This window comes from Algoriphagus kandeliae (assembly GCF_004571135.1).
GTDB lineage: Bacteria > Bacteroidota > Bacteroidia > Cytophagales > Cyclobacteriaceae > Algoriphagus > Algoriphagus kandeliae.
In genome coordinates, this window is the sequence record NZ_SPSB01000006.1 from 42,018 (window position 1) to 56,782 (window position 14,765).

Here is a 14,765-nt window from a genome sequence, read left to right on the forward strand (position 1 = left end):
TTTTTTTAACTCAGTTCAAGCTAAAATTTGAACTCTGGTCAAAAACTATGATTGCCCTTGATATGGGTTTAAATGATTGGAAATCAGCTATTAAAAGGATTTTATCGAATTTTAGAGACTTTTTTTGAGGTAGGTTTTGGTTTTTAAATTAAGATGTTTTAAACAATTTTAAGCATTCATTCCTTATCTACTCGAGGAGAGGAAATGAGAGTGTTAATTTTTTAAGCTTTAAATAGTTCGATTTTTAAAGGATGTTTTTTTGTTCAATAAGAGTTGCCTATATTTGCACTCCGATTTTCTCAAAGAATCAATTTATAACATGTACGCAATTGTAAACATCGCTGGTAAGCAGTTCAAAGTAACTAAAGATCAGTCTATCTACGCTCCTAAATTGAACGTAGAAGCTGGCGCTTCCGTGGAATTTGACCAAGTACTATTGGCAGAAGCTGATGGGAATGTGTCAGTTGGTGCACCATTAGTAGCAGGTGCAAAGGTATCTGGCAAAGTGCTAGATCATGTAAAAGGTGATAAAGTGATTGTCTTCAAGAAGAAGCGAAGAAAAGGCTACAAGAAGAAGAATGGTCACAGACAAGACTTCACTAAATTGTTGATCGAAAATATTACACTATAAGTTTTCTCCAAGAAAACCATAAACGTATAAAACCATGGCACACAAAAAAGGTGTAGGTAGTTCCAAAAACGGTAGAGAGTCCCATTCCAAACGATTGGGCGTTAAGAAATTTGGTGGTGAGCAAGTGATTGCTGGTAACATCATCGTAAGACAAAGAGGTACTAAGCATCATCCGGGAAACAATGTAGGTCTAGGGAAAGATCATACTTTGTTCGCCTTGACTGACGGTGTTGTTTCCTTCAGAAAAAAACCTGATGGGAAATCCGTAGTCAGCGTTGTTCCTGCTGAAGCTTAAGGTTAATCGAACGTACTCAAGAGCCCCGTCTGTTTTCAGACGGGGCTTTTTTTTGCCAAGCATTTTTTCGACCATTGATCATTTTTTTGTTAGGCATTCTATTTACATCAGCTAATTTTTTATCTTCAACAAACCACCAAATAAAAACCTTATGAGAAGAAGAAATAATTGGGTGATATGGGTTTTTGGGATATTGACTTTATGGCTCTCTCCCAACTCATACTCTCAGGAAATTGCAGACCCCGAGGTATACAAGGCGCTGGAATGGCGTCTCGTTGGACCTTTTAGGGGTGGTCGATCTGATGCTGTTACAGGTGTGGCAGGCTCAGATCATACCTATTATTTTGGAAGCACCGGAGGAGGTGTTTGGAAGACAGTTGATTCAGGAAAAACTTGGAAGTCTGTCTCGGATGGATATTTCGGAGGCTCCATTGGATCAGTTGCTGTTGCTCAAAGTGACACCAGTGTAGTTTATGCTGGCGGAGGCGAGAAAACAGTCCGAGGTAATGTCTCTTTTGGATATGGTATTTGGAGAAGTTCCGATGCCGGAAAATCTTGGGAGCGTGCAGGTTTGGATAAATCCCGCTTTGTAGCAAGACTACGGATTCACCCAGAAAACCCAGATGTGGTTTATGCCGCCGTATTGGGAGATATTTTTAAGCCCGATCCAACTCGTGGTGTTTATAAAACGACTGACGGCGGAAAGAATTGGGAACAGGTTCTTTTTGTAAGTGATGTAGCAGGAGCGGTTGATTTGATTTTGGATCCGAATAATCCGGATGTGGTTTATGCCACTACTTGGGAAATCAAGCGTACACCTTATTCTCTAGAAAGTGGAGGTCCTGGCTCGAAGATGTTTAAATCTACAGATGGAGGAAAGACTTGGGAAGATTTGACTACTAAGGAAGGCTTTCCGGAGGGAATCCTAGGAATTATGGGGATTTCGGTTTCTCCTTTGAATTCCAATCGACTTTATGCAATCATCGAAAATGAAAATGGAGGAGTTTATGTATCTATGGACGCTGGAGAATCCTGGAGTCGAACCAATGAGGACAGAAGCTTGCGTCAGCGTGCTTGGTACTATTCCAGAATTTACGCTGATCCACAGGATGAAGAAACAGTCTATGTGCTCAATGTGAGTTACCATAAATCAACTGATGGTGGAAAGACCTTCAAAGGAGCCAATGCTCCTCATGGAGATCACCATGATCTTTGGATAGATCCAAACAACAATCAACGAATGGCTATTGCTGATGACGGAGGTGCCCAAATATCTGAGGATGGAGGAGCTTCTTGGTCTACTTATATGAATCAGCCAACTTCTCAGTTTTACAGAGTCACTACAGATAATTCCTTCCCTTACAGAATTTATGGGGCTCAGCAGGATAACTCCACCGTTCGAATTCGTCATCGGATTGACGGGCGTGGAGGAATTACCGAAGAGCATTGGGAGCCTACAGCAGGGGGAGAATCAGGTTGGATTGCACCAGATCCTGACAATAACGATATCGTGTATGGTGGGTCTTATGGAGGTTATTTGACTCGAGTAGATCATGAAAATGGTATTTCTCGCTCAGTAAATGTTTGGCCGGATAATCCAATGGGTCATGGAGCCGAAGACATGAAGTATCGATTCCAATGGAATTTCCCGATTTTCTTCTCTCCTCATGATTCTGACCTTCTGTACACCACAAGTAATAGATTCCATCGCTCAAGAGATGAAGGACAAAGTTGGGAGGTCTTTTCACCTGATTTGACCAGAAATGATGCAAGTAAGCTGGGTCCATCTGGTGGACCTATTACCAAGGACAATACTTCCGTAGAATATTATGCAACGATTTTCACTGCAGCAGAATCGCCTGTTAAGCAAGGAGTAATTTGGGCTGGGTCGGATGATGGTTTGGTTCATGTAACCATCGATAATGGAGCAACTTGGCAAAATGTAACTCCTTCGGATATGCCGGAATGGCTTCAAATCAATAGTATCGAGGCAAGTCCTTATGATCCTGCAGAAGCGTATTTTGCTGCAACCGGATACAAGACAGGAAACTATGAACCGTATCTGTATAAGACTAAGGATTATGGAAAAACCTGGACCAAGATTACTTCCGGAATCGATCCTGAGCATTTTACCCGGGTAATTCGTGCTGACCCTGTTATGCGTGGAATGCTCTATGCCGGAACTGAAACAGGCATGTATTATTCCAAAGATGACGGGGCAAGTTGGCATTCATTGCAGATGAATCTTCCCATTGTTCCGATCACGGATTTGACAATAAAGGAAAATAACCTGATCGCAGCCACCCAAGGACGAGCATTCTGGATTATTGACGATTTGACTGTCTTGCATCAAGCAGAACCTGGAATTGAAAATAAAGCTTTGCATTTGTTCAAGCCGCAGGATTCTTACCGAATTGATGGAATGAGCAGAAAGTCTACTACAGCCGGTACCAATCGTGCTGGTGGAGTTTTGGTTTATTACTTTATAAAAGAGAAGCCTCAGGACGAATTGAAAATCGAATTCTTAGATAATAAGGATAATGTATTGCGCACCTTCTCGACCAAAGGCTATAATGGCGATACCTTGAAAGTGAAGACAGGAAGTAATGAGTTCAACTGGAACCTGAGAGTAGAAGATGCTGAAGGGTTTGACGGTTTGATTATGTGGGCTGCAAACTTGAGAGGTCCAAAAGTGGTACCAGGAGATTACAAAGTTCGAATGACTTTGGACGGTCAGGCTCAAGAGCAAATGTTCAAAGTTCTAGCAGATCCACGTTATCCAAGTACTCAAGAAGATCTGGAGAAACAGTTTGAGTTCTTGATGAAGGTAAATCGAAAACTGACTGAAACACATCAGACGATAAAGTTGATTCGACAATATCGAGCTGAATTAGACAGCATGGAAAATAAGCCAGCGAATCTGGAGGAAATCCAAGCTGAAATGAAGTCTATTGAAGAAACTCTTTATCAGACAAAAAACAGAAGTAACCAGGATCCACTCAATTTCCCTATCAGATTGAATAATAAGTTGGCACACCTTAATTCCATTGCTGGAAATGGAGATTTCAAACCAACGGATCAGGCTGAGGAAGTTCGTATGGAACTGACCGAACAAATAGATGTACAATTGGCAAAATTCAAGCGCCTCGAGCAGGAGGAGATTTCGAAGATCCTCAATATCGATGAGCTGAGGACCAAATTGGATATCAAAAAATAAAACCAACCTCCCGGAGAAATCCGGGAGTTTTTTTTTAGAAAATTCTAAAACTCTTGATTTGCTCTATGAAGTCTAATGCACTGGAAGGAGAAATAATCAGGATGAAAATTATTCCAAACAAGGCTCCAAAAAGGTGAGCGTCATGATTGATTCCGTCGCTATCCTGTTTCCCTTTGGTGTAGGAATAAATCAGGAATAAAGCCCCAAGTATAAATCCTGGCAAACAAAAAATTCCAAACAAGCAGATATCGGCAAGAGGCAAAATAATAATGCTTGCAAAAACGGTTGCTGCTGTGCCTCCTGATGCTCCCAAAGCCCGATAATAGGCATGATCCTGATGCTTAAAATAAGTTGGAATATCGGCTATGATAATTCCTGACAAGTAAAAAAGAACAAATACAATTCCTCTAGTAGTTGATCCGAACTTATAAGCTAAGAATTGCTCGACCACTCCTCCAAAGAAATAAAAGGTGAACATGTTAAAGAGGAGGTGGATATAATCCTTGTGAATAAATCCAGATAGGAGAAAACGATCCCATTGATTTCTTCTTTTTATAAGGTAGGGAGTAAACATCCAGCGTTCTACCAAAGAGGGATTATTGAAAGCTAAGAAACTACTGATCGCCGTGAGGATGATCAGAATGACCGTGATAGAAAGATTCATGGTTTATTTTTCTCGATGAACCAAAGCTTGGGTTATTTCATACAAGCTCTGATAATAGGGTTCATTGACTTTTTGGATTTCTTCCAATTGTGAAAATCCGGTGCTGAAAAACTCGTTCATCTTGTCCTCAGCAAGCTTCTTGACGCCTATCTTTTCATACAAGCTCTTGACTGCCTGTACTTTTTCATGAGGATCAAACTCTTCCATTTGTAGCCAATGATTTAATGTTTTGGCATCCTCTCCTTGAGCCAATTCTAAAGCTTTAATCAATAAGAAAGTCTTCTTGTTGGAAATGATATCTCCACCTACTTGCTTTCCGAATTTTGCCTGATCTGCGAAAACATCCAAAAGATCATCTTTCAGCTGAAAGCCCACTCCAATACTGACACCAAAGTCATAAAGTCGTTCCTGATCTTCTTTGGAAGCATTTCCAAGTAAGGCCCCAAGTTTCAGGGCAAATCCTAATAAAACCGCAGTCTTCAAGCGAATCATTTCCAGATATTCTCCTTCTGTGACATGATCTCTAGTTTCGAAATTCATGTCTAGTTGCTGCCCTTCGCATACCTCTGCTGCAGTCTGATTAAATGCTTGAATTATTTCTCCTAATTGCTCGGCCGGACTCGGGAGAAAAAGCTCGTAAGCTTTTACCAGCATTACATCACCTGATAGTATGGCCACATTGGGATTCCATTTTTCATGGACAGTTTCCTTTCCTCTCCGGAGAGGAGCTTGGTCCATGATATCATCATGCATCAAGGTGAAGTTGTGAAAAACTTCCACTGCTGCCGCTTGGCTTAGGATTTTCTCAGGATCATTCTGATAGAGCCCATAGGAGAGCAAGCTCAACAGGGGTCTGATTCGCTTTCCTCCTAATTTTAAAATGTAGCGGATGGGATCGTAAAGTTCATCTGGCTTTTGGCCGAATGGGTAGGTACTCAGAAAGGATTCTAACTTATCTAGAAGTTCTGGAGCGAGTTGGTTTTTCGTCATTTTCTGCAAATTCCAGGTCGATGGTTCGTCGGTCAATATCGGTATTAACTACACGAACCCAAACTTTGTCTCCTAAGGTGATCATTTTTTTTGATCTGGATCCGACGAGTCGCATGTTTCGCTCGTCAAATTCGTAATAATCGTCCGTCATATCTGATACCCGAACCATGCCTTCGCATTTGGTTTCGGTGATTTCCACAAATACGCCCCATTCAGTCACACCTGATACAATGCCCTCGTAATCTTTTTCTTCAGCCAAAGACATGTATTCTACCTGCTTGTATTTGATGGAAGCGCGCTCAGCATCTGCTGCTCTTTTTTCCCGATCCGAAGAATGAATACATTTCTTTTCCCAAGGTTCTGCTTCAGGGGATTTGCCTCCATCCAAATAATGCTGAAGTAGTCGATGGACCATCATATCGGGATAACGCCGGATCGGAGAGGTGAAATGGGTGTAATGAGGAAATGCTAGGCCGAAATGTCCTTTTGGTTCGGTCGTATACTTGGCTTTGGCCATGGATCGGATAGCTAATTGCTCCAAAACGTTTTGTTCGGGTTTTCCCTGTATCTCATCCATGAGCTTGTTGAGGGAAGATGATACTTGGCGCTCACTGTCTAATTTTAGTTGATGCCCAAAACGCTTGGCAAAGCCCGAGAAAATTTCCAATCGGTCCATATCAGGAGCATCATGAGTACGGTACACAAATGTATCAGTCCCATTATGCTTTTTATAAATGAATTCAGCCACATGTTTATTGGCTAATAGCATGAATTCTTCGATCAGCTTGTGAATATCTTTTCGTTCCTTGACCATCAGTCCAAGTGGAGTTCCTTTTTCATCCAGCTTGAATTTGACTTCAACGGTTTCAAAATTCACCGCTCCATTTTGGAATCGGCGCTTTCGGATCTTTTTAGCTAATTCATTGAGATGGGTTAGCTCTTCGTAAAAGTCTCCCGATTGTTTATCGATATTTTCTTGAGCATCATCATAGACAAAGCGTCGATCAGAATGAATGATGGTTCTTCCAATCCAATGATTCAGGACTTTGGCATCCTCATCCATCTCAAACACACAAGAGAATGTCAGTTTATCTTCATTTGGGCGAAGAGAACAAAGCCCGTTACTCAAATGCTCTGGAAGCATTGGGATTGTTCGGTCTACCAAATAGACAGAGGTAGCCCGGTCATAGGCCTCCTTTTCTAAGGCAGTTTTTGGCTGGACATAGTGCGTTACATCAGCGATGTGAACTCCAATTTCCAGATTTCCATTTTCTAATCTTCGATAAGAAATGGCATCATCAAAGTCCTTGGCATCTGCCGGGTCAATCGTGAAAGTAGTGATATTCCGGAAGTCTTTTCGAGCTTTGATCTCCTTTGGGCTGATGGTGTCAGCAATGGCATTCGCTTCTGCCTCGGCCTCTTTTGGGTATTCGAAAGGAAGGCCGAATTCAGCCATGATAGAGTGAATTTCAACTTCATGAACTCCGGCTTTACCAAGGACTCGAGTGACTTTTCCAGTAGGATTTTTATCTCCTTCACGCCATTCGGTCAATTTGACCACAACCTTCTCATTATGCTGTGCTCCCTTCAAATCGCCCCTATGCACGAAGATGTCTTTGTGCATTTTTTTAAAATCGGGGACCACGAAGGCAAATCTTGGGGAAATTTCTACCCGACCTACAAATTCATCACGAGCTCTTTCCAAAATTTCCAATACTCGTCCTTCGCTCCGTCCACTTCTTCCTTTGGTAGGATAGACCATGACTCGCACTCGGTCATCATCCAAGGCTTGCTTCAGGTCGACTTCTTTGACTAGAATATCGCCATCTGTCGCCTCAGGGTCGTCTGGAATGATGTAGGCAAATCGAGGATTGACATAATCAACCTTCCCTAAGATAAACTCAGGATCCTTTTTGGAGGAATAATAGTTCCGGGGACTTTTCGCTATCGTTCCATTTTCAACGAGTTTGATTAAGATAGGCTCAACGGCTCCTTTTGAAATCGCGTCTCGAATTTCTAGTTTTTTGATTATTTGCTTGGAGGAAAACTCCTCTCCGTAATGATTGTCTAAAAATGATTTGATTTTCCGGGCAAGCTGTGAAGCTTTTGGAGATTCACCTCCGGAATGTTTCGAATTTCTTCTGTTTGATTTTCTTCCCATACTGGGTTAATTGATTTTTTGAAAAGTCCCAAAAAGCTTCAGGGCTTTAGTTATGTTCTTTTTTTAAGTTTTCGAGATGAACAACTTCTATGTCCATTTCATCTATGCCAGGGTTCATTGCTAAATAAACTCGAGCAGTCACTTCGACATCTTGGAGGCAGTATTTTTTGATACGCCCCATGTCCTTTTCCAAATGAAAGGTGGTATTCACCTGACTTCCATCAAGGTCGTCTTTCGAAGTAGGAATACCAAAAACTGAAGCCAATAATTCGAGCCGAGTGTAATATTTATAGTCCCCGAATTTCCAAAGTTCCATCGTGTCTAAATGGCGGATTTCCCATGGTTTCTTTCCGGCAATCTGAAGTGGTTCGGGTAAAGGAACTCCCTGAATTAGCATCCTTCGGCATAAATAAGGAAAGTCGAATTCCTTTCCATTATGCGCACAGAGCACCCATTTTTTCTTTTGCAGCAACTCTGATAGTTCAACTAATAGGTCACGCTCATTCTCATGTTCGAAAACTTTTGAGCGGAAAATCAACTTTTTGTCTTTCTTTTTCCATTGGAAATATCCAACTCCTACACAGATTACTTGCCCGAATTCAGCATGGATTCCCGCTCGGTCAAAGTAAAGGGAGCCTGGTTCTATAACTCCATCAGGATCTTTTTGGAGGTGTTTCTCTTTTTTAAGCCATTCCTCCTTCAGCCGCTCATCCAATTCCTCAAATCGCTCCGTGAGGGAGGCGGTTTCAATATCTAAAAACAAAATATCTCCTAAATGATTGAAAAAATCTGCCATGATAAATCTAACTATGTAAAACCCCTACCAATCCAAGTTCAGGGATCATTTGCTGCAGTGAGGGGTCAAAACTGCCAGGAGTAAATATAAACTTTTTGTCAAAAATCTGATCGAGGATGTAATAACTCACCCAAAACTCATTGGTCAGACAAAATACTGCTGGATCAATAGGTTCTACTTTGGCTACGCATTGTGGGCCAAGTTCCTTAATCAAATGGCGAAGTGTGGAGGTTTTTCGCTGTTCTCCATCCAGCTCTCCATATCCGCGAGAAGTAATCATCACAGTGTTGAGCTCGATCAAATTCAAATTGATGATATAAACGCCCCATTCCGTGCCGGATTCTGTTTCTTCTTTGGCTATGGCAAGTTTTACTCCTGTGACAGGAGCAAAATCAATATCTTTTTTCATGGGTGATTCTGATTATTAGCTGCGTAAAGTTAAATGAGTTCCATTTCAAATAACTCCACCAAATGACTTTTGACTTTTTCCTTGACTTCTGATTCATCTATCGGTCGACCTAACTCTAAATGCAGGGAGGTGACGGCCTTGTCATCAATTCCGCAAGGAATAATATGTCCGAAGTAATTCAAGTCTGCATTGATATTGAAGGCAAAACCATGCATGGTTACCCATCGGCTGGATTTGACACCCATGGCGCAGATTTTTCGAGGATTTTCCTGTTTAATAGGATCAAGCCAAACGCCTGTCAGTCCTTCGATTCGACCTGCTTCTATGCCATATTCTGCAAGTGTTCGAATGATAGCCTCCTCCAAAAACCGTAAATATTTATGGATGTCGGTAAAGAAATTTTCAAGATCTAAGATAGGATAGCCCACTAATTGCCCCGGTCCATGATAAGTAATGTCACCTCCCCGGTTGATTTTATAAAATGTAGCCTCATTGGTTTTTAGCCCTTCCTCATCCAGTAGGAGGTTTTCCAATTTTCCGCTTTTCCCTAAAGTATATACATGGGGATGCTCAACAAAAAGCAGGTGGTTTTCAGTAGGTTCCTGTTCCTCGGTTGGCTTTTTTCGGTTATCGATTTTGGTAGCAACGATATCAGCAAAAAGCTGCTCTTGATAATCCCAAGCTTGCTGATAATCCATGCGGCCTAAGTCTGTGAATTTTACTTTTTTGTTGATAAATTCATTCATAGTTGGAAGGTGCCAGATTCTTATTCAAACTAACGGGAAGAGGCTTTCGTTCGGATTTTTCAAAATTAAACAATTCCTACATGGCAGAACATCTTGATTCAGGAAAGCGTGCCGAAGAACTAGCTTGTCAATGGTTAGAATCAAAAGGCTACGAATTTTTAGAGAAGAATTTTCGCTACAAACATGCGGAGATTGACCTTATCATGAAACATCAAGGCTTGTTGATTTTTGTGGAGGTAAAGTTTCGATCAGGGACAGGTTTTGGTTTTGCGGAAGAGTTTGTGGATTATGGGAAAAAGAAGTTAATCATCAAGGCTGCGGATGCTTACATTCATCAAATAGATTGGCATCAGGATATCAGGTTTGATATTGTAGGCGTTTACAAAGACAGACACGGAAATATAAATTTCAGGCATTTTGAAGATGCTTTTTACTAAAATTCAAATTCATGAAAAATCTACTAATCACCCTATTTTTTCTGCTTATAGCGGGAGTCGTTTTTGCACAAAGCGATAAAAAAGACCAACAAATCATTCAAGATACTGCGGAAGCAAAAGCAGCATTTTTGGAGGATGACCCAAGTATGAGTCAACTTTTCAACTCGGCTTACGGCTATATCATTTTACCGAATGTGGGAAAAGGAGGGCTAGGTGTCGGAGGAGCAGCTGGAAACGGTGTGGCTTTTGAACAAGGGACTCAGGTTGGCTTTGCTCGGATGACACAGGTGACCATAGGTTTTCAGGCTGGAGGGCAAGCTTACAGCGAAGTGGTTTTCTTCGAAGATAAAGAAGCTTGGGATCGATTTAAAAATGGAAAAATTGAAATGGCTGCCCAAGTGTCTGCTGTGGCGGCGGCATCGGGTGCTTCCGCCAATGCCAAATATGTGGATGGTGTAGCTGTTTTCACCCGGACTAAGGGAGGCTTGATGTATGAAGCCTCAGTGGGAGGTCAGCAATTCAAATTCAGGGAAAATTAATTGGCTCGATCGCTACGGTATACGAGGTTTCCTTCTTTATCCCATTCGGCTCGAATATAAGGTTTGAATTCGTCCATGTAGGGTTCTTCCTGATATTGGATCTCCCGCTTACGAATGGCACGAGTATTATTAGTGTCCCAGTATTCTGTCCAAAGCCCAACTTTCTGTCCGTAGCGATATTCTCCTGTTACAGCTACTTGGCTGTCTTCATAAAAATGGTAAAAATTACCTTCTTCCAGTCCGTATTGAACTGGGATGATCTTCTCTATGGATTTGGAAGTGCGGTTATAATAAGTGATCCTGGATTCTTCGGGCCAGCCTTCTTGGAAATGACTTTTATCCTGAAGGACATTTCGATTGTCGAAAAGCATCCAAGTTTTATGTTTCATCCCATAATAATACATTCCGCTTTCGACTACTACATCGTTGATCCTTCGCTCATAAGGACCATGTAAGAGATAGCCCTCCCCGGATTGGTAGTCTTCCCGCTTAATAGCTTTTTCACTAGGATCGTACCAATAAACATCCCGAATATATGGGTCCGGTTGACGAGTGGCGTCCGTATAGTTGAAGAATTCAAAAATTTCTTGATTTCGAAGTGTCTGCCTTATGAATCCTCTTCGGGTTTTGATGCCGAAATAAATGTTTTTACGTTCCTTTTTTTTGCGTTCTTTTTTTTCTTCCTTTTCATCCCGATCGTCAAAAAGAAGTAAAGGCATTGTGGTGGGCAGGACCGAAGTATTGACAATGCCAGTACTGTCTGGGTCAGCTTGTTTTTCGCCCGTTGTTTGCCCCCAGCTTTTGGAGAGGAAAAAAGTAAATAGGAAAATAGGAATGAGGATACGCTTCATATTGGAAAAACGGGATTTTTTCATCCGTATTTTACTCAAAAATAACATTTCAAGATCAATTCTATCAGTTTGTTTAGAATTTATAATCTTCTCCCTATTTTTGAGGAATTTGTAAAAAAATCAATCAAAAAATGAATTCTATTCTATCAGATCGCATCTTGAATATGGAGGAATCAGCAACCCTAGCCATGGCCAAAAAGGCCCGGGAGCTGAAATCTCAAGGAATCGACATCATCGGACTCAGTTTAGGTGAGCCGGACTTCAAGACTCCAAAGCATATTCAAGAGGCTGCAAAGGCGGCCATCGACGAGGGTAAATATTTCTCTTATCCTCCCGTATCTGGCTATCAGGATCTGAGAGAAGCAATTGCAAAAAAACTTCGAGAAGAGAATAACATCCAACAAGCCAAAGCTGAGAATATTGTTGTTTCTACTGGAGCAAAACATTCCATCGCCAATACTTTTATGTGCCTTTTGAATGAAGGAGATGAAGTAGTGATTTTTTCTCCCTATTGGGTGAGTTATGCCGAAATCATCAAGTTGGCAGGAGGGGTTCCGGTATTGATTGAAGGGACTTTGGAAAATAACTTCAAAGCAACGGCAGCTCAATTGGAGGAAGCAATTACAGATAAAACCAAAGCCGTAATTTTCTCATCCCCATGCAACCCTACAGGTTCGGTATTCAGCAAGGAAGAGTTGGGGGCAATTTCAGATGTAGTAAAAGCACATGAGGGAATTATGGTGATTGCTGATGAGATCTATGAGCTTATCAATTTCACAGGAAAGAACTTCAGTATCGCTTCCTTACCGGGGATGTTTGAGCGGACTATCACAGTTAATGGTTTTTCAAAAGGATATGCCATGACTGGCTGGCGTGTAGGATATATCTGTGCTCCGGTAGAAATTGCAAAGGCAGTAGAAAAAATTCAAGGCCAGTTTACATCTGGAGGTACAGGTATTGCCCAGCGGGCAGCCTTAGCAGCTATTGCTGGAGATCAGACTCCTACCAAAGAAATGGCTGATGCCTACTTCAAAAGAAGACAGCTTGTTCTAGAGTTGCTCCAAGAAATCCCAGGAATAAAAACACATATTCCTGAAGGGGCCTTTTATTTCTTTCCGGATGTAACTTCCTATTTTGGAAAATCCGCGCATGGTCATACCGTAAATAATGCGGACGATTTGTGTTTGTATTTGTTGGATGTAGCGCATGTTTCCTTGGTGACGGGGTCTGCTTTTGGTGCTCCAAATTGTGTGAGATTGAGTTATGCAGCTTCGGAAGAAGAACTGAAAGAAGCCTTAAAACGACTGAAAAAAGCTCTGGGCGATCTCGCTTAATTCTTATAAATCCTGGCCAAGCGGCCAGGATATTTTTTTGCCCCTTTGGAAAGGCTTACTTTTGAGAAAATTTCTGTCATGGAAAAGGTCCTAGTAATTACTCCGGTTAAGAATTCTATTGAAACGACTTTGGATACTGCAAAGGCGATATCGGAGTCGGATGTGCAGGTTAAGCATATTATTTTCAATGATTTTTCAAGTGAGGAAACCAAGAAGGAGCTTGAACGGAATCAGAAAAAGTTGGGCTATGAACTAGTTCATTTGGAAGATATCACGGACCATCCTTCTCCTAATTACAAATTGGTTCTGCAGATTTCCCAGAAAAAAGCCCTCGAATTTGGATTGCCATTATTAGTCGTTGAATCAGATGTGGTGGTACAAAAGGATACTATTCGAAAATTGCTGGAATATCAAAAGGAAAAAGAAAATTCTGGCTTAGTGGGATCGGTGACAGTGGATGATAAAGGAGAGGTAAATTTCCCTTATTTGAAATTTAAAAATGTCAACGAGCCCATTATCTCAACCAAACGGAGTTTGAGCTTTTGTTGCACGCTGTTTTCAGAGGATTTCCTGAATTCTTATGACTTTGCCGGATTGGATGATGCCAAAGATTGGTACGATACTTTTATTTCATCAAAGGCTTTAGAGCAGGGGTTTGAAAACTATGTGCTCATGAATGCCCCTGTTTGGCATAGGCCCCATGGAAGCCGTCCTTGGAAGCAATTGAAATATAAAAATCCGTTGAAATATTACTTTTTGAAGTACTGGAAGGGATTGGATAAGATTTAAACTCCGGATTCGAAAAAACGCTCAAATTCTTGAGGTGGATTTAACATTGCCAAAGTGTCTCTTCCGAATTTTTGAAGACGGTAATTGTTGCTTTTTAACAATTGATAGCATTCCTCCAATTCTTCTTTTGGTAAATTTTCATTTTCGAAAATGATTGTCCTAGGCTTGGTTTTTCCAATATCGAAAATTTTAATCACCTCTAAATCATATCCTTCAGCATCGATTTGCAAGAGGTCGATATGAGATACATTATATTTTTTGATGAGGGTTTGAGGAGAGATGACTTCCACATCTACTTCAACGATTTGTTTTTTAGGGTCTTTTGGGATTTCAAGCCCATATTTTTTGCAATTCAATGCTACAACCCCATTTCGAAAATGATCCTGGATTTGTTCTAAAGAAAAGGAAGCTAAACCCGTGGCCCACCTCATGGTGGAGAAGCCTATTTTGTAGAGTTTTTGGGTTCCGTCTTCTTTGCCGATAGCAGCACAAATGGGATGAAGCCCTTCATTGAATTGATAGATTTTTTTCAATTCTTGATTATAAACATCAGGTTGAGGTTCCAGTAGTACACCTTTCCATCTATCTCGTTTGATGAATTTATGGATTGGATCGTGGGTAATCCCATCATTTGCACCGATTTGGATTACATAAAAGTCGCCTTTTTTTGATAAGGAATATTCGGAAATAAATTCTGCCAAACTGCCTTTCTTCGGTTTGTAAAAGTATTTGTAAAAGCCGATAAAGACTGGATTATCACTAGCGCTGAGATTGAATCGAAGATTTTTCCAAAAGGCTTTGAAGCTGGCCTTTAGTTTATGTTTTAGCATGCAGGGTTATTTTTCCTATTTTGTGGAAAAATCCACAGAGGTCCTATAAAGTCAAAAATAAATAAATCTATTATCC

At 41.0% G+C, this 14,765-nt stretch carries 15 protein-coding genes; 7 read left to right on the forward strand and 8 right to left on the reverse strand.

Translation table 11 applies throughout. From position 1 onward, the window contains the following. Nucleotides 1-319: 319 nt before the first annotated feature. The 3 genes from rplU to E4S40_RS16630 all read left to right on the forward strand — a co-directional run bounded on the left by rplU (nt 320) and on the right by E4S40_RS16630 (nt 4,143). The gene (rplU, locus tag E4S40_RS16620; RefSeq protein WP_135076935.1) at nt 320-631 is read left to right on the forward strand and encodes a 50S ribosomal protein L21; all 312 of its coding nucleotides are present in this window, start codon (nt 320-322) and stop codon (nt 629-631) included. 34 nt (nt 632-665) lie between these two features. Then, nucleotides 666-926, forward strand: a complete 261-nt coding sequence (gene rpmA / locus E4S40_RS16625; protein WP_135076938.1) for a 50S ribosomal protein L27 — start codon at nt 666-668, stop codon at nt 924-926. Between the two features lie 151 nt (nt 927-1,077). Next, on the forward strand, nt 1,078-4,143 hold the full coding sequence (locus tag E4S40_RS16630) for a WD40/YVTN/BNR-like repeat-containing protein (RefSeq protein ID WP_135076941.1): 3,066 nt from the start codon (nt 1,078-1,080) through the stop codon (nt 4,141-4,143). Nucleotides 4,144-4,177: 34 nt separating this feature from the next. Here the strand turns inward: E4S40_RS16630 and E4S40_RS16635 are convergent, their stop codons facing one another. From E4S40_RS16635 to lipB, 6 genes are read right to left on the reverse strand one after another with little or no spacing between them, the layout of a single operon-like run. Further along, nucleotides 4,178-4,807 carry a rhomboid family intramembrane serine protease gene (locus E4S40_RS16635; RefSeq protein ID WP_135076944.1) on the reverse strand — a complete coding sequence of 210 codons (630 nt, stop codon included), beginning with the start codon at nt 4,805-4,807 and terminating at the stop codon, nt 4,178-4,180. Nucleotides 4,808-4,810: 3 nt separating this feature from the next. Further along, on the reverse strand, nt 4,811-5,797 hold the full coding sequence (locus tag E4S40_RS16640; RefSeq protein WP_135076947.1) for a polyprenyl synthetase family protein: 987 nt from the start codon (nt 5,795-5,797) through the stop codon (nt 4,811-4,813). Continuing rightward, on the reverse strand, nt 5,760-7,958 hold the full coding sequence (rnr, locus tag E4S40_RS16645) for a ribonuclease R (protein ID WP_135076950.1): 2,199 nt from the start codon (nt 7,956-7,958) through the stop codon (nt 5,760-5,762). The genes E4S40_RS16640 and rnr overlap by 38 nt, the downstream gene beginning before the upstream one ends. Before the next feature lie 46 nt (nt 7,959-8,004). Then, nucleotides 8,005-8,754: a 3'-5' exonuclease gene (locus tag E4S40_RS16650; protein ID WP_135076953.1), complete on the reverse strand. Its 750-nt coding sequence runs from the start codon at nt 8,752-8,754 to the stop codon at nt 8,005-8,007. Nucleotides 8,755-8,761: 7 nt separating this feature from the next. Next, a complete protein-coding gene (locus E4S40_RS16655) occupies nt 8,762-9,163 on the reverse strand; it encodes a hypothetical protein (RefSeq protein WP_135076956.1) in 402 nt (133 codons plus the stop codon). A 29-nt stretch (nt 9,164-9,192) separates the two neighbouring features. Continuing rightward, the gene (gene lipB, locus E4S40_RS16660) at nt 9,193-9,909 is read right to left on the reverse strand and encodes a lipoyl(octanoyl) transferase LipB (protein ID WP_135076959.1); all 717 of its coding nucleotides are present in this window, start codon (nt 9,907-9,909) and stop codon (nt 9,193-9,195) included. Between the two features lie 80 nt (nt 9,910-9,989). On the opposite strand from lipB, the gene E4S40_RS16665 reads away from it, so the two are divergent. Together E4S40_RS16665 and E4S40_RS16670 are read left to right on the forward strand one after the other, a co-directional pair. Further along, the gene (locus tag E4S40_RS16665) at nt 9,990-10,346 is read left to right on the forward strand and encodes a YraN family protein (RefSeq protein WP_135076962.1); all 357 of its coding nucleotides are present in this window, start codon (nt 9,990-9,992) and stop codon (nt 10,344-10,346) included. An 11-nt stretch (nt 10,347-10,357) separates the two neighbouring features. Beyond that, entirely contained in the window at nt 10,358-10,885 is a 528-nt protein-coding gene (locus tag E4S40_RS16670) for a YSC84-related protein (RefSeq protein WP_135076965.1), read from the forward strand. On the opposite strand, the gene E4S40_RS16675 is transcribed toward E4S40_RS16670, so the two are convergent. After that, entirely contained in the window at nt 10,882-11,736 is an 855-nt protein-coding gene (locus E4S40_RS16675; protein WP_237563214.1) for a toxin-antitoxin system YwqK family antitoxin, read from the reverse strand. The genes E4S40_RS16670 and E4S40_RS16675 overlap by 4 nt on opposite strands. Nucleotides 11,737-11,867: 131 nt before the next feature. Between E4S40_RS16675 and E4S40_RS16680 the strand changes: the two genes are divergently transcribed. Together E4S40_RS16680 and E4S40_RS16685 are read left to right on the forward strand one after the other, a co-directional pair. Next, the gene (locus E4S40_RS16680) at nt 11,868-13,070 is read left to right on the forward strand and encodes a pyridoxal phosphate-dependent aminotransferase (RefSeq protein ID WP_135076968.1); all 1,203 of its coding nucleotides are present in this window, start codon (nt 11,868-11,870) and stop codon (nt 13,068-13,070) included. A 78-nt stretch (nt 13,071-13,148) separates the two neighbouring features. Then, nucleotides 13,149-13,859, forward strand: coding sequence for a glycosyltransferase family A protein (locus E4S40_RS16685; protein WP_135076972.1), 711 nt, complete (start codon nt 13,149-13,151; stop codon nt 13,857-13,859). Here the strand turns inward: E4S40_RS16685 and E4S40_RS16690 are convergent. Beyond that, nucleotides 13,856-14,689 carry an FkbM family methyltransferase gene (locus E4S40_RS16690; protein ID WP_135076975.1) on the reverse strand — a complete coding sequence of 278 codons (834 nt, stop codon included), beginning with the start codon at nt 14,687-14,689 and terminating at the stop codon, nt 13,856-13,858. The genes E4S40_RS16685 and E4S40_RS16690 overlap by 4 nt on opposite strands. Between the last annotated feature and the right edge of the window lie 76 nt (nt 14,690-14,765).

Coding starts and splice junctions, on each gene's coding strand:
- rplU (WP_135076935.1), top strand. CDS start 320: ATGTACGCAATTGTAAACATCGCTGGTAAGCAGTTCAAAGTAACTAAA.
- rpmA (WP_135076938.1), top strand. CDS start 666: ATGGCACACAAAAAAGGTGTAGGTAGTTCCAAAAACGGTAGAGAGTCC.
- E4S40_RS16630 (WP_135076941.1), top strand. CDS start 1,078: ATGAGAAGAAGAAATAATTGGGTGATATGGGTTTTTGGGATATTGACT.
- E4S40_RS16635 (WP_135076944.1), bottom strand. CDS start 4,807: ATGAATCTTTCTATCACGGTCATTCTGATCATCCTCACGGCGATCAGT.
- E4S40_RS16640 (WP_135076947.1), bottom strand. CDS start 5,797: ATGACGAAAAACCAACTCGCTCCAGAACTTCTAGATAAGTTAGAATCC.
- rnr (WP_135076950.1), bottom strand. CDS start 7,958: ATGGGAAGAAAATCAAACAGAAGAAATTCGAAACATTCCGGAGGTGAA.
- E4S40_RS16650 (WP_135076953.1), bottom strand. CDS start 8,754: ATGGCAGATTTTTTCAATCATTTAGGAGATATTTTGTTTTTAGATATT.
- E4S40_RS16655 (WP_135076956.1), bottom strand. CDS start 9,163: ATGAAAAAAGATATTGATTTTGCTCCTGTCACAGGAGTAAAACTTGCC.
- lipB (WP_135076959.1), bottom strand. CDS start 9,909: ATGAATGAATTTATCAACAAAAAAGTAAAATTCACAGACTTAGGCCGC.
- E4S40_RS16665 (WP_135076962.1), top strand. CDS start 9,990: ATGGCAGAACATCTTGATTCAGGAAAGCGTGCCGAAGAACTAGCTTGT.
- E4S40_RS16670 (WP_135076965.1), top strand. CDS start 10,358: ATGAAAAATCTACTAATCACCCTATTTTTTCTGCTTATAGCGGGAGTC.
- E4S40_RS16675 (WP_237563214.1), bottom strand. CDS start 11,736: ATGAAGCGTATCCTCATTCCTATTTTCCTATTTACTTTTTTCCTCTCC.
- E4S40_RS16680 (WP_135076968.1), top strand. CDS start 11,868: ATGAATTCTATTCTATCAGATCGCATCTTGAATATGGAGGAATCAGCA.
- E4S40_RS16685 (WP_135076972.1), top strand. CDS start 13,149: ATGGAAAAGGTCCTAGTAATTACTCCGGTTAAGAATTCTATTGAAACG.
- E4S40_RS16690 (WP_135076975.1), bottom strand. CDS start 14,689: ATGCTAAAACATAAACTAAAGGCCAGCTTCAAAGCCTTTTGGAAAAAT.